At 57.5% G+C, this 14,401-nt stretch carries 12 protein-coding genes; all 12 read left to right on the top strand.

The features are described 5' to 3' along the window. The 12 genes from lpxB (at position 1) to ACAM29_RS18010 (ending at position 14,400) form a co-directional block, all read left to right on the top strand. On the top strand, positions 1–1,161 hold the full coding sequence (gene lpxB, locus ACAM29_RS17955; RefSeq protein WP_369624955.1) for a lipid-A-disaccharide synthase: 1,161 nt from the start codon (positions 1–3) through the stop codon (positions 1,159–1,161). Beyond that, positions 1,148–1,756: a ribonuclease HII gene (rnhB, locus tag ACAM29_RS17960; protein ID WP_369624956.1), complete on the top strand. Its 609-nt coding sequence runs from the start codon at positions 1,148–1,150 to the stop codon at positions 1,754–1,756. Before lpxB ends, rnhB begins: the two co-directional genes overlap by 14 nt. Beyond that, on the top strand, positions 1,749–5,246 hold the full coding sequence (gene dnaE, locus ACAM29_RS17965; RefSeq protein WP_369624957.1) for a DNA polymerase III subunit alpha: 3,498 nt from the start codon (positions 1,749–1,751) through the stop codon (positions 5,244–5,246). The genes rnhB and dnaE overlap by 8 nt, the downstream gene beginning before the upstream one ends. 89 nt (positions 5,247–5,335) lie before the next feature. Further along, positions 5,336–6,295 (top strand): acetyl-CoA carboxylase carboxyl transferase subunit alpha, encoded by a 960-nt coding sequence (accA, locus tag ACAM29_RS17970; protein WP_091826890.1) that lies wholly within the window; start codon positions 5,336–5,338, stop codon positions 6,293–6,295. A 19-nt stretch (positions 6,296–6,314) separates the two neighbouring features. Further along, positions 6,315–7,598 carry a tRNA lysidine(34) synthetase TilS gene (gene tilS, locus ACAM29_RS17975; RefSeq protein WP_369624958.1) on the top strand — a complete coding sequence of 428 codons (1,284 nt, stop codon included), beginning with the start codon at positions 6,315–6,317 and terminating at the stop codon, positions 7,596–7,598. Positions 7,599–7,675: 77 nt separating this feature from the next. Beyond that, positions 7,676–9,304, top strand: a complete 1,629-nt coding sequence (locus tag ACAM29_RS17980) for a CTP synthase (protein ID WP_091826892.1) — start codon at positions 7,676–7,678, stop codon at positions 9,302–9,304. Between the two features lie 32 nt (positions 9,305–9,336). Beyond that, positions 9,337–10,632, top strand: a complete 1,296-nt coding sequence (eno, locus tag ACAM29_RS17985; RefSeq protein ID WP_369624959.1) for a phosphopyruvate hydratase — start codon at positions 9,337–9,339, stop codon at positions 10,630–10,632. A gap of 59 nt (positions 10,633–10,691) precedes the next feature. Further along, entirely contained in the window at positions 10,692–10,988 is a 297-nt protein-coding gene (gene ftsB / locus ACAM29_RS17990; RefSeq protein WP_091826894.1) for a cell division protein FtsB, read from the top strand. Continuing rightward, positions 10,988–12,028: a tRNA pseudouridine(13) synthase TruD gene (truD, locus tag ACAM29_RS17995; RefSeq protein WP_369625156.1), complete on the top strand. Its 1,041-nt coding sequence runs from the start codon at positions 10,988–10,990 to the stop codon at positions 12,026–12,028. Before ftsB ends, truD begins: the two co-directional genes overlap by 1 nt. A 14-nt stretch (positions 12,029–12,042) precedes the next feature. Further along, positions 12,043–12,798 carry a 5'/3'-nucleotidase SurE gene (surE, locus tag ACAM29_RS18000; RefSeq protein ID WP_091826896.1) on the top strand — a complete coding sequence of 252 codons (756 nt, stop codon included), beginning with the start codon at positions 12,043–12,045 and terminating at the stop codon, positions 12,796–12,798. After that, a complete protein-coding gene (locus tag ACAM29_RS18005) occupies positions 12,795–13,460 on the top strand; it encodes a protein-L-isoaspartate(D-aspartate) O-methyltransferase (RefSeq protein ID WP_242530025.1) in 666 nt (221 codons plus the stop codon). Before surE ends, ACAM29_RS18005 begins: the two co-directional genes overlap by 4 nt. Positions 13,461–13,479: 19 nt before the next feature. Beyond that, positions 13,480–14,400, top strand: a complete 921-nt coding sequence (locus ACAM29_RS18010; RefSeq protein WP_206836321.1) for a DUF368 domain-containing protein — start codon at positions 13,480–13,482, stop codon at positions 14,398–14,400. Position 14,401: the final 1 nt, after the last annotated feature.

Here is a 14,401-nt window from a genome sequence, read left to right on the forward strand (position 1 = left end):
ATGCACCCCTTGCGGATCGGCATCGTTGCAGGTGAGGCATCCGGGGATATTCTGGGTGCTGCCTTGATCTCGGCCCTGCATCAGCGTAATCCCGACATCCAGTTTGAAGGTATCCCCGGCGAATTGATGCAGCAGCAGGGCTGCGCCGAGCTGTTTCCGCTTGAACGCCTTTCGGTGATGGGTCTGGTTGAGGTATTGGGTCGGCTGCCGGAGCTTTTGCGTGCGCGCAAGCGTCTGATTCGTCATTTTATCGATAACCCGCCCGATCTGTTCATTGGTATCGATGCACCCGATTTCACCTTTGGTATGGAAAAGGCATTGAAGCAGGCGGGGATTCCAACGGTGCATTATGTCAGCCCGTCAGTCTGGGCCTGGAAGCGTAAGCGGATCTTCAAGATCAAGCAGAGCACGGACCTGTTGCTGACCCTGTTCCCGTTTGAGGCAGAGGTGTACGCACCCACCGGACAGAATCTGCGCTTTGTCGGCCATCCGTTGGCTGATCAAATACCGGCTGACCTGGACCTGGAAAGCGCGCGCCAGCACTATGGACGCGACCGCTCTGATCAGGGGCCACTGATTGCCATTTTGCCCGGCAGTCGCGGTTCTGAACTGAAATATCTAGCCGAGCCTTTCCTGGAAACGGCACGTTGGCTGGCACAGCAGCGTCCGGAGGTGGAGTTTATTCTGCCGGCGGCCAATCAGCGCCGCTATGAACAGTTGGCGCAGCAGGTACAGCAATATCCCGAGCTGAATCTGAAACTGGTACTGCAAGGCTCTCGTGAAGTGATGGCGCTGGCCGATGCGATTCTGATCGCTTCAGGTACGGCCACGCTTGAAGCCTGTCTGCTGCAGAAGCCAATGGTGGTGGCGTACAAAATGGCTGGCCTGACCTACTCGATCTATTCGCGCATGATCAAGAGCCGCTGGATCTCGCTGCCCAATGTGCTGGCTCAGGAGGAGGTGGTGCCGGAGGTGTTGCAGGACAGGGTGACGCCTGAGGTGCTTGGACCGCTGCTGCTGCGTGCGCTGGAAGATCAGGCCTATCGTAACCGAGTCGAGCAAACTTTTGCCGCTATTGGTACTGAGCTGCGCTGCAATGCCAGTGAGCGTGCCGCTGATGCCGTGCTGGAACTTTTGGAGACCCGCCATGCACAACACTGAGATTATATTTCGCCCCAGCGGTTTGATCGCGGGTGTGGATGAGGTCGGTCGCGGCCCGCTGGTGGGGGATGTGGTGGCGGCGGCCGTAATCCTGGATCCGGAACGTCCCATTGAAGGGCTGGCCGATTCCAAGAAACTCAGCGAAAAACGTCGGGAGCATCTGTACGAATTGATCCGCGAGCGTGCCCTGGCCTGGTGTGTTGCCAAAGCCAGCCCAGCTGAAATCGATGAATTGAATATTCTGCATGCCACCCTGTTGGCGATGCAACGCGCCGTGGCCGGACTCCAGGTCGCTCCCGATTATGCATTGATTGACGGTAACCGCTGCCCGGTGCTGTCTTGCCCGGCGGAGCCTGTTGTAAAGGGTGATGCCCGTGTGGCCGAAATCAGCGCAGCCTCGATTCTGGCGAAGGTTGAACGGGATCGTCAGATGCAACAGCTGCATCTGCAATTCCCTGAATACGGCTTTGCACGACACAAGGGGTACCCGACGCCCGAACACCTTGAAGCGCTGTCCCGGCTGGGGGCGCTGCCTGAGCATCGACGCAGTTTTCGCCCGGTGCGAGAACAACTGAACCGAGAGCCCCATGTCTGATCCACGCTTTGTCCATCTTCGGGTACATACCGAATATTCACTGTTCGACGGTCTGGTCAGAATCAAACCATTAGTGGCCGCCGCAGCGGCGCAGAAAATGCCGGCCGTTGCTGTCACTGATCAGACCAACCTGTTTGCCTTAATCAAATTCTACAAGGCGGCACTGGGCGCTGGCGTCAAACCGATCTGCGGTGTTGATCTATGGGTACAAAACCCGATTGAGCCCGAGGGTGAGCCCTTTCGGCTGACCCTGCTGGTACGTACAGGCAAGGGTTATCGCAACTTGATGGAGCTGGTATCCCGCGCCTATGCCGAAGGGCAGAATATTGACCCTGAGCGTGCGCTGGTCAAGGTGGAGTGGATACGGGAAAAGGCTGAAGGTCTGATCGCCCTGTCCGGTGCGCGTCAGGGCGAGATAGGCCGGGCGCTGCTATCCGAAAGCGGCAATGCCGAAGCAATCCTCGACAGCTGGCGTAAGGTCTTTCCGGACAGCTTTTACCTTGAAGTTCAGCGTACCGGACGCTCAGGTGATGAGGCGCTGGTGCATGCCAGTGTTGAACTGGCTGCAAGAACGGGCTGCCCACTGGTGGCCACCAATGAAGTGATGTTCCTCAAGCAGGATGACTTTGAGGCGCATGAGGCTCGGGTGTGTATCAACCTGGGTCGCACTTTGGATGATCCGCAACGACCGCACAATTACTCCGATCAACAATACTTCCGTTCCGCTGATGAGATGGCCGAGTTGTTCAGTGACATTCCCAGTGCACTGGAAAACACGGTCGAGATCGCTCGGCGCTGCAACATCGAGCTGGAACTGGGAACGTACTACCTGCCGCGCTACCCCGTGCCGGAAGGGATGTTGATGGATGACTACTTCCGTCAGGTGTCTTGGGAAGGTTTGGAGGAACGACTGGCATTTCTGCTCGACAAGGATGCGCCGGACTATCAGGAGCGGCGCAGGCCCTACGAAGAGCGGTTGGAGTTTGAGCTGGATATCATCATTCAGATGGGTTTTCCCGGCTACTTCCTCATAGTGATGGACTTCATCAAGTGGGCCAAGGAAAGCGGCATTCCGGTAGGGCCGGGGCGCGGCTCTGGTGCCGGTTCTCTGGTGGCCTATGTGCAGAAGATTACCGATCTGGACCCGCTGGAATATGACCTGCTGTTCGAACGCTTCCTGAACCCGGAACGTGTGTCCATGCCTGACTTCGATATCGATTTCTGCATGGATAACCGTGACAAGGTGATTGACTACGTGGCGCGCACCTATGGTCGCGACGCGGTATCGCAGATCATCACCTATGGCACCATGGCCGCCAAGGCGGTGGTACGTGACGTCGCACGTGTACAGGGCAAACCCTTCGGTCTGGCTGACCGCCTCTCCAAGCTGATCCCGTTTGAAGTGGGGATGACTCTGAACAAGGCCTGGGAGCAGGAGGAAACTCTGCGCGACTTCGTGAATGGCAGCGAAGAAGCGCAGGAAATCATGGAAATGGCCTACAAGCTGGAGGGCGTCACCCGCAACGTCGGCAAACATGCCGGCGGTGTCGTGATTGCGCCCACCAAACTGACCGACTTCTCCGCTACCTACTGTGACGAATACGGTCAGGGTTTGGTGACCCAGTTTGACAAGAACGATGTGGAAGAAGCGGGTCTGGTGAAGTTCGACTTTCTGGGCCTGCGTACACTGACTATCATCGACTGGGCGTTAGACACCATCAATCGCAAGCGCAGGAAAACCGGCGAAGCCGCGCTTGAGATCGAAACCATCGATCTGGAAGATCCTGATACGTTTAAGCTGCTGCAGAGTGCCCAGACCACTGCGGTGTTCCAGCTGGAATCCAGCGGCATGAAGGATCTGATTCGCCGTCTTTTGCCAAACCGGTTTGAGGATATCATCGCGTTGGTGGCCCTGTTCCGTCCGGGGCCGCTGCAATCGGGGATGGTGGACGACTTCATCAACCGAAAGCATGGCCGTGCTCCACTGGCCTGGCCGCACCCTGATTACCAGCTCGACAGCTTGCAGCCTGTGCTGGAGCCTACCTACGGCATCATCCTGTATCAGGAACAGGTGATGCAGATCGCCCAGGTGATGGCGGGTTACACCCTTGGCGGCGCCGACATGCTGCGACGTGCCATGGGCAAGAAAAAGCCCGAAGAGATGGCCAAGCAGCGCAGCATCTTCCTGGAAGGGTGTGCCAATCAGGGAATCGACAAGGACCTGGCGGGCAATATCTTCGATCTGGTGGAAAAATTCGCCGGTTACGGCTTCAACAAGTCCCACTCGGCGGCCTATGCGCTGGTGTCCTACCAGACTGCCTGGCTGAAGCAGCACTACCCTGCTGCCTTCATGGCTGCCGTGCTCTCGTCCGATATGCAGAACACCGACAAGGTGGTGATCTTCATCGAAGAGTGTCGTCAGATGAAACTGACGGTACGTCTGCCGGACGTGAATGACAGTGAATACATGTTCACCGTCAACGACGCCGATGAAGTGGTGTATGGCCTCGGGGCCGTTAAGGGGGTGGGTGAAGGCCCGGTGGAAGCCATCGTACGTGCCCGTCAGGAAGGGGGGGCCTTCCGTGACCTGTTTGACTTCTGTGAGCGGGTGGGGGCAGGCAAACTCAACAAGCGAGTGCTGGAGGCGCTGGTGAGGTGCGGTGCACTGGACAGTGTGGGCCCTTCGCGTGCAGTTCTCTGGGATGCGATTCCGGCCGCATTGAAGGCGGCCGATCAGAGTGCGCGCAACGAAGATGCCGGCATGATGGACCTGTTTGGCGCGGTGGAGGCTGAAGCGCCCTCGGACCCCTATGCCGAGTTTCACAAGGCGCGTGACTGGACCGACAAGGAGCGCCTGCAGGGTGAAAAGGATACGCTGGGGCTCTATGTTACTGGCCATCCGATCGATGAGTATGAAGCGGAGCTGAAACATCTGGTCAGTCGTAAGCTGGTGGAGATTCAGCCAGATCGTGGTCGCAGCCAGAAGATGGCCGGTCTTGTCGTCGACATGCGGCTGAAAAAGACCAAAAAGGGCGATAACCTCTGTTTCTTGACCCTGGACGATCGCAGTGCGCGGCTTGAAGTCACTCTGTTTGGTGATACCTATGAAGAAGCCCGCACCGTCATCAACAAGGACGCGGTTCTGGTAGTAGAAGGCGAAGTGGTACAGGATGACTACAATGGTGGGCTCAAGGTACGCTGTAATCGAGTGCAAAGCATGGCTCAGGTACGTGCGGCACAGGCGCGCTGTGTTGAAGTGCAGTGCGATACCCGCCAGCTTGGGCCGCGGCAGTTACGACAGCTGGCTGATACTCTGGCGAAGGGGCGTAGCCCGCTGATCAGCCTGTCCGTGGCGCTGAGGTACCGTCGTGAAGACGCCGAGGCACGGGTCTGGCTGGGCAGTGAGTGGTCCGTCTCGCCGACTGATGAGCTGCTGTTGCAGTTGAAGGAACAGTTCGGTAACAAGGCTGTGCGCCTGTGTTATGACTGATGGGGTGGTGATCCACCCGCGCAACCGTTAAAATCGTGCAATTATTCAGTGCCCCCGGGCCCCATGTTACAGAACAGAAGCAGACCCGCATGAACCCCAATTATCTGGATTTCGAACAGCCGATCGCAGAACTTGAAGCCAAGATCAGTGAATTGCGTCACGTCAACGAAGGTACTGACGGTCTGAATCTGGGTGATGAGCTGGAAAAACTGCAGGACAAGAGCCGCAGTCTGACCGAATCGATCTTCAAGGATCTCTCGGCCTGGCAGATCTCCCAGCTGGCGCGCCACCCGCAGCGCCCCTATACGCTGGACTACGTCCAACATGTCTTCGACGACTTTGACGAAATCCATGGCGATCGTCACTTTGCCGATGATCAGGCGATTGTCGGTGGTTTGGCCCGTCTTGATGGTCGCCCGGTGATGGTGATTGGTCATCAGAAAGGCCGCGAAGTGAAGGAAAAGGTGCGCCGCAACTTCGGCATGCCGCGTCCCGAAGGTTACCGCAAGGCGCTGCGCATGATGGAGATGGCAGAGCGCTTCAAACTGCCGGTACTGACCTTCATCGACACCCCGGGCGCCTATCCGGGGATCGACGCCGAAGAGCGTGGTCAGTCGGAAGCGATCGCATTCAACCTGGCGAAGATGTCACAGTTGAACACCCCGATCATCTCCACCGTAATCGGTGAGGGAGGGTCTGGCGGTGCACTGGCAATCGGTGTCTGTGACGAACTGCTGATGCTGCAATACGGTACCTACTCCGTGATTTCACCGGAGGGCTGCGCGTCCATCCTGTGGAAAAGTGCAGAGCGTGCCTCTGATGCCGCCAAGGCGATGGGCATCACCTCCGGGCGCCTGCACGAGCTGGGTCTGGTGGATCAAGTCATCAGCGAGCCACTGGGAGGTGCGCATCGCAACCCCGAGTTGATGGCGGCAAATTTGAAAAAACACCTGCTGGAAACTCTGGATCGTCTGGCGGACCTGCCCGCTGAAGAACTGCTGGAGCGCCGCTATCAGCGTCTGATGTCCTACGGTGTGTTCGAAGACTGATAGCACCGGGTCGGGCGTTGTGCCTGACCTGCTTGTTGGGCTCAGGCAGCAGCTTGATACCTGCCCAAAAGTCCGCCGTTGGGTGGTTGCACTCAGCGGTGGGCTGGACTCCTCCCTGTTACTGTTTCTGCTGCAACGGCTTGAACCGTCGCAGCCGGTTATCGCCCTGCATATCGATCATCAGTTGCATAGCGATTCCGCCCTTTGGGCCGAACACTGCCGCCAGTTGTGCAGCCGGCTGAAGATCCCGTTTAATCTGATCCGCGTGACACCTGGCTCCGCTTCGGAAGCATCCGCCCGCACGGCGCGTTATCATGCCTTTGAGTCCTTTCTGCAGCCCGGTGATTGCCTGCTGTTGGCGCAGCATGCGGATGATCAGGCAGAAACCCTGCTGTTGCGGTTGTTACGTGGCGCTGGGGTGACGGGTCTTGCGGCCATGCCATGCTCACGCCCTTTGGGGCAAGGCGTGCTGCTGCGGCCCCTGTTGCTGCAGTCACGTGCCCGCCTGGAGCAGGGGGCGCTTGAGCTTGGGCTTGAGCCGATTGAAGACCCCAGCAATGCCAGTTCACGTTATGATCGCAACTTCCTACGGCTCAAGGTACTGCCGACTCTCAAACAACGCTGGCCGGCTTTGCTCTCGCGCTGCTGTGAAACCGCTGCAGTGATGCGTGAGGCCAGTGAGTTGCTAACCGAGCGCGCGCAGGAAGATATTTCCCGGTGTGAAGAGCGAGGTGGCCTCGGTCTTGCACGCTTGAATCTCCTGAGTCAGGCACGGCAGCGCAATCTGCTGCATGTTTGGGTCAGTGAGCAGAGCGGGCACCGGTTGGGTCGGATACAGTTACTGCAGTTGGAGAAGGACTTCCTGCATGCTCGATCGGATGCCCAGCCCGTTTTTCGTCTGGATGGTCACCAGCTGAGGCGTTATCAGGAAGTGCTTTATCTGTTGCCTGATCCGCTGCCGGTGGTAGACGAGGGTGAGCGCGACCTGGTGGTGGGGGAATCAATTGAATTGCCGCTGGGGTGTTTGCAGTGGCAACCGGCCCAACGGGGCCTGCCTGTCGGTCAGCAACTGACACTGCAGTTCCGCCGGGGCGGGGAACGTCTACGCCCGCTGGGGCGTGGCGGTTCGGTCAGCCTGAAACAGTTGCTGCAGGAGGCGGGACAGCCACCTTGGCTGCGCTCCTGTCAGCCGTTGCTGGTGAATGAGGGTGAAATTATTGCGGTTCCGGGTATCACTCTGTGTGAGGCGGTAACTAGTGAGGGTGGTCTCTTGCCGATCTGGAGCGGTTTTGGTTTGTCCTGAGGCGTACCTTTTGCTATCCTGCAGTCCCATCTTGAGTACGTTTTCTCCCCTCAATATCTTGATCTGACAGGTTCCGCATGACGCGTTATATTTTCGTCACAGGCGGTGTTGTGTCCTCATTGGGCAAAGGCATCGCATCAGCTTCTCTGGCGGCTATTCTCGAGGCTCGTGGCCTCAAAGTTACAATGCTCAAGCTGGACCCATATATCAACGTGGACCCGGGCACAATGAGCCCCTTCCAGCATGGTGAAGTATTTGTAACCGAGGATGGCGCCGAGACCGACCTTGACCTCGGTCACTACGAGCGCTTTATTCGCACCACCATGAGCAAGCGCAACAACTTTACCACCGGCCGTGTGTATCAACATGTGCTGCGCAAGGAGCGTCGTGGCGATTACCTGGGCGGAACCGTACAGGTGATTCCGCACATCACCGACGAGATCAAGCGCCGGGTGATCGAGGGGGCCGGCGATGCGGATGTGGCATTGGTCGAGATCGGTGGCACTGTGGGCGATATCGAGTCGCTGCCGTTCCTGGAGGCAGTACGTCAGCTCAAGGCTGAAGTGGGCGCCTCCCGCGCACTGTTCATGCACCTGACACTGGTGCCGTACATCGCAACGGCTGGCGAGACCAAAACCAAGCCGACCCAGCACTCTGTTAAAGAGCTGCGCTCAATCGGTATACAGCCGGATATTCTGGTCTGTCGTTCCGAGAAGCCGCTGGACGAGTCTTCCCGTCGCAAGGTGGCCATGTTCACCAATGTGGAAGAGCGTGCCGTTATTTCTCTGCCCGACGCCAACACCATCTACAACATCCCGGCCATGCTGTGGGAACAGCATTTGGACGAGATCGTCACCGAACGTTTCCGCATCAACTGCAAGGCTGCGGATCTGGCTGAATGGAACCGGGTAGCGGATGCGTTCCTGCGCCCGGATGGCGAAGTGACCATCGCCATGGTTGGCAAGTACATGGAGCTGCTGGATGCCTACAAGTCACTGATCGAAGCGATCTCGCATGCCGGCATCGCCTTGCGTCAAAAAGTACGTATTGAGTATATCGACTCCGAACGGGTCGAGCGCGAGGGCTGCGGCATTCTGGAAGGTTTCAGCGCCATCCTGGTACCGGGCGGCTTTGGTGAGCGTGGTGTAGAAGGCAAAATTGAAGCGGTGCGCTTCGCACGCGAGAACAAAGTGCCCTACCTGGGAATCTGCCTTGGCATGCAGGTGGCTGTGATCGAATACGCCCGCCATGTGGCAGGGCTGGACGGTGCCAACTCTACCGAGTTTGATCGTCAGTCACCGCATCCGGTGATTGCCCTGATCACCGAGTGGACCGACCATACCGGTGAAATCGAAGTGCGTGGCGAGAACTCCGACCTGGGCGGCACCATGCGCCTGGGGGCTCAAACCTGTCATTTGGCCGCAGGCTCCAACGTAGCCGAGGCCTACGGCAGCACCGAGATCCGCGAGCGTCACCGCCACCGTTATGAAGTGAACAACAATTACGTACCTCTGCTGGAAGAGGCCGGTCTTAAAATTACCGGTCGCTCAGTGGATGGCGAGCTGGTTGAAGTGGTTGAAGCACCTGATCATCCCTGGTTTGTGGCCTGTCAGTTCCACCCGGAGTTTACCTCGACGCCGCGTGATGGACATGGCCTGTTCACCGGATTTATCAAGGCCGCGCTGACACGTCAGGCGCAGCAGTAATCTTTCAAGCGTTAACTGGAGACACAAGCACAATGGCTCAGATTGCGAATATCAAGGCACGTGAAGTACTGGATTCCCGTGGTAACCCGACCGTAGAAGCCGATGTCATCCTGACCTCCGGCGTGATGGGAACAGCCTGTGCACCTTCAGGTGCTTCCACCGGTTCGCGTGAAGCACTGGAACTGCGTGACGGCGATAAATCCCGCTATCTGGGCAAGGGTGTACAAAAGGCGGTAGCCGCCGTTAACGGTACTATCCGTGAAGCACTGATCGGTATGGATGTGACCGACCAGCGTGCGCTGGATGACAAAATGCTGGCGCTGGATGGTACCGAAAACAAGGCCAATCTGGGCGCCAACGCCATTCTGGCCGTGTCTCTGGCGGCGGCCAAGGCTGCTGCAACCGAGAAGGGCATCCCGCTGTACGCGCACATTGCCGAAATTAACGGCACCGCCGGTCAGTTCTCCATGCCGGTGCCGATGATGAACATTCTCAACGGTGGCGAGCATGCTGACAACAACGTCGACATTCAGGAGTTCATGGTTCAGCCGGTGAACTTCGACAACTTTGGTGATGCCCTGCGCTGTGGTGCCGAAATTTTCCATGCCCTGAAAGCGGTGTTGAAAACTCGTGGCCTGAATACAGCCGTTGGTGACGAAGGCGGCTTTGCGCCGAACCTGGGTTCCAACGAAGAAGCGCTCGTGGTGATCAAGGAAGCGATCGACAAGGCCGGTTACAAGCTGGGCACCGACGTGACCCTGGCTCTGGACTGCGCCTCTTCCGAATTCTACAAGGACGGCAAGTACGATCTGGCTGGTGAAGGCAAGGTGTTCGATGCTGAAGGCTTCGGCGACTACCTGGCGCAGCTGTGCGAAAACTATCCGATCGTCTCCATCGAAGACGGAATGGATGAATCCGACTGGGACGGCTGGGCCAGCCTGACCCGCAAGATCGGTGACAAGGTACAGCTGGTGGGCGACGACCTGTTCGTGACCAACACCAAAATCCTCAAGCGTGGCATCGACAACGCCATCGCCAACTCCATCCTGATCAAGTTCAACCAGATCGGCTCCCTGTCCGAAACCTTGGATGCGATCAAGATGGCCAAGGATGCCGGCTACACGGCGGTAATCTCTCACCGTTCCGGTGAGACTGAAGATACCACCATCGCTGATCTGGCCGTGGGTACCGCTGCTGGTCAGATCAAGACCGGTTCCCTGTGTCGTTCCGACCGTGTGGCCAAGTACAACCGCCTGCTGCGCATTGCCGAAGAGCTGGGCGACAAGGCAGTTTACAACGGACTGAAAGAGATCAAGGGTCAGGCCTGATAGACTGACGTGTGATCCGAGGGGGCTCCGGCCCCCTTTTTTGACCCCGGGGAAGAACAGTGTATCGCTGGCTACTGTTGATATTACTGCTGTTACTGGCAGGGCTTCAGTACCGACTCTGGTTCGGCGAGGCCAACCTGCGTCAGGTGTGGCAACTGGAAGAGCAGATACTGCAACAGCAGGTCGAAAACCAGCAACTGGCCGAACGCAACCAGCGCCTTGAGGCTGAAGTACAGGACCTCAAGCGTGGCTTGGGCGCCTTGGAAGAACGTGCTCGCAGTGAAATGGGCATGGTGCGCAAGGGCGAAACCTTTTTCCAACTGATAGAACCCGAGCCGGAGCAACCAAGGCCGTGATGTTTGATTCCGCCTGCGAATGGCTGTTGGGCGAGCCACCTTCCACTGCAATCATCCGCAGTTGTCCTGAAGACTTTCAAGTATTTGAGCAGTTGCCTTTTGAGCCTGATGGCGAAGGAGAACACCTGTTTCTCCATATTCGCAAACGGGGCGAGAATACCGACTGGGTAGCACGTCAGCTGGCCAACTTCTGTCAGATCAGTCCGCGTGACGTGGGGTATGCCGGTAAAAAGGATCGCCATGCCGTTACCGAGCAATGGTTCAGTGTACGCCTGCCCATCGGCCGTACCCTGAACTGGTCCCTGTTTGGCGGCGACAGTATCGACGTGCTGCACAGCTGTCGCCACAGTCGCAAGCTGCGACTGGGGGCTCTGTCGGGCAACCGGTTCGTAATCCGTCTGCGTGACCTGACTGAGCCGGAAGCCTTTGTCGAGCGGGTGGAGAAGATCCGCCAGGGTGTCCCCAACTTCTTTGGTGAGCAGCGTTTCGGTAATGCCGGTGGCAACCTCGACAAGGGGTTGGCTCTGCTCGAAGGCAGGTTGCGTGAACGCCAGCGCCACAAGAAGGGGCTGTATATCTCTGCCCTGCGTTCCTGGCTGTTCAATCAGGTGATCAATGCCCGCCTGCGACAGGAGATCTGGGATCGTATTCTGCCTGGTGACGTACTGATGCTTGATGGCAGTCAAAGTTGCTTTATGGCCGATGATGCGCCTGACCTGATGGCGCGGTTGCAGCGCGGCGACGTGCATCTGACCGGCCCCATGTGGGGGCGTGGGCAGTTGATGACACGGGATGAGGCAGCTGTTTTTGAGCAGGCTGCACTTGCTCCGGCACAGGCGATCTGCCAAGGGCTGGAGTCACTCGGCCTCAACCAGGAGCGGCGTGCACTGCGCTTGATACCAAAGGCGCTTGCGGCACGGGAGGCGTCTGAAGGACAATGGATACTTGAATTTGAACTGCCGTCCGGCGCCTTTGCCACCAGTGTGCTGCGCGAACTCTGCCAGTGGCAGAATGCAGCGGCCTCAGCGGAAGTGAACTGAGATACATACCGATAATGTTGATTCTGATTTCAAATGATGACGGGGTCTACGCCCCGGGACTGGCGACGCTGGCCGAGCGACTGAAGCAGGATGCTGAAACCTGTGTCGTTGCTCCTGATCGCAACCGCAGCGGTGCCAGTAACTCTCTTACCCTTGACCGTCCGCTGGAGGCCCATCAACACCATAGTGGCTATATCGGTATCAATGGCACGCCGACTGACTGCGTTCATCTGGGGGGCTCTGGGCTGTTCACTGAGCAGCGTCGTCCGGACATTGTAGTGTCGGGTATTAATGCCGGTGCCAACCTGGGCGATGATGTGCTGTACTCAGGTACTGTGGCTGCGGCAACAGAGGGGCGTCACTGCCGTTTGCCGCCGATTGCTGTTTCCATGCACAGCTTTCACCCCAAACACTATGAAACTGCGGCAGAAATCGTTGCTTCTCTGGTGCAGCGGCTGGATAGTCTGGTGGTTGCGCCACGTACGGTTCTGAATGTGAATGTACCAGACCTGCCGCTGGACCAGATTCGCGGTATTCATGTAACCAGGCTGGGGCATCGCCACGGTGCCGAGCCACCGGTGCAGGTAGAAGACCCGCGTGGTCGCATCCGCTATTGGATTGCCGGTGCCGGTGCGGCAGCGGATGCTGAGCCCGGAACCGATTTTTTTGCCGTTGAAAACGGCTTTGTCTCCGTCACACCGCTGCAGATCGACATGACCCACTATACGGGCATGGACAATCTGGGGGACTGGCTGGAGGGGCTGCTGTGATCGACATGGATCTGCAGGGTATAGGCATGACCTCGCGCCGTACCCGAGACCGACTTGCTCAGCGCTTGCGTGATCAGGGTGTGATCAGTGAAGAAGTGCTGAATGTGGTTCGAGATACGCCACGCCATATCTTCATAGATGAGGCGCTTTCACATCGGGCCTATGAAGATACGGCCCTTCCCATCGGTTATAACCAGACGATTTCGCAGCCTTATATCGTAGCCCGCATGACAGAGCTTTTGCTGGAGGGTGAGTCGCTCAATAAGGTACTTGAGGTGGGTACCGGGTCTGGCTACCAGACAGCCGTACTGGCACAGTTGGTGGATCAGGTGTTCAGCGTTGAGCGCATTCGTCCGTTGCAGGAAAAGGCGCGCAAACGTTTGCAGCGGCTGAAGTTGCACAATGTGATGCTGCGCCATACCGACGGTGGCATGGGCTGGCCTGAAAAGGCACCCTTTGACGGAATTCTGGTGACTGCCGCGCCACGCGAAATACCTCACGAGTTGCTGGAGCAGCTCGCAGTTGGAGGGCGGTTGGTGATCCCCGTCGGTCATGACGAACAGATACTGAAGCGGATTACACGTGTGACCGAAGACAAGTACGAAACCGAAACGCTGGAAGCCGTGCGCTTTGTGCCACTGCTCAGCGGTACTGTGCGCTGACGGGTTGCAAGGAGGCTCGATGCGAAGCAAGAAGGATTATCTGGTCCTCTCCGGCAAGGGGATGATGATGGGAGCTGCTGATGTCGTCCCCGGTGTTTCCGGCGGCACCATTGCATTCATCACCGGTATATACGAAGAGCTGATCGACAGTATTAAACAGTTTAACCCAGAAGCGGTGCGTATTCTGTTCAACGAAGGACTGATGTCCTGCTGGCGCTACATCAACGGCAGTTTTCTGTTGGCGCTGGTGTCAGGTATTTTACTGAGCCTGTTAACCATCTCGCGGGTTGTGCTCTATCTGTTGGACGAGTACCCGATCCTGCTCTGGTCATTCTTTTTCGGCTTAATACTGGCGTCTACCTGGAGTGTCGCCCGGCATATTCGAGGCTGGAATATGAACCTCATGGCTACATTCGCCACAGGGGTGTTGCTGGCCTACATCATTACCGAACAGGCACCGGGCAGTGTAGAACCCTCAAGCCTGATTATATTCCTTGCGGGTATGATTGCTATCTGTGCCATGATTTTGCCGGGCATCTCAGGCAGTTTCATTCTGTTGCTGATGGGGATGTATGCGCCCATTCTGGGTGCAATCAAGGCTCTGGAGTGGGCTATTCTGCTGGTGTTTATGGCAGGTTGTGTGGTCGGGCTGCTGAGCTTCTCCCGTGTATTGAGCTGGGCGTTCCACCACCATCGAATGATGACACTGGCCCTGCTAGGTGGTTTTATGCTTGGCTCCCTCAACAAGGTATGGCCCTGGAAATACACGCTGTCCTACACCATCAACAGCAAGGGAGAAGAAGTGCCGGTGCTGCAGCAGAATCTGCTGCCGGGCAGTTTCGAAGCTCTGACCGGGCTCAATGACTGGTTCTGGCCCGCGCTGCTGCTGATGCTGGTTGGTGCTGCACTGGGTATACTGTTGGATCGACAGAAAACCTGAA

Origin of the sequence: Marinobacterium sp. BA1, assembly GCF_041155135.1 — a bacterium.
Lineage (GTDB): Bacteria > Pseudomonadota > Gammaproteobacteria > Pseudomonadales > Balneatricaceae > Marinobacterium > Marinobacterium iners.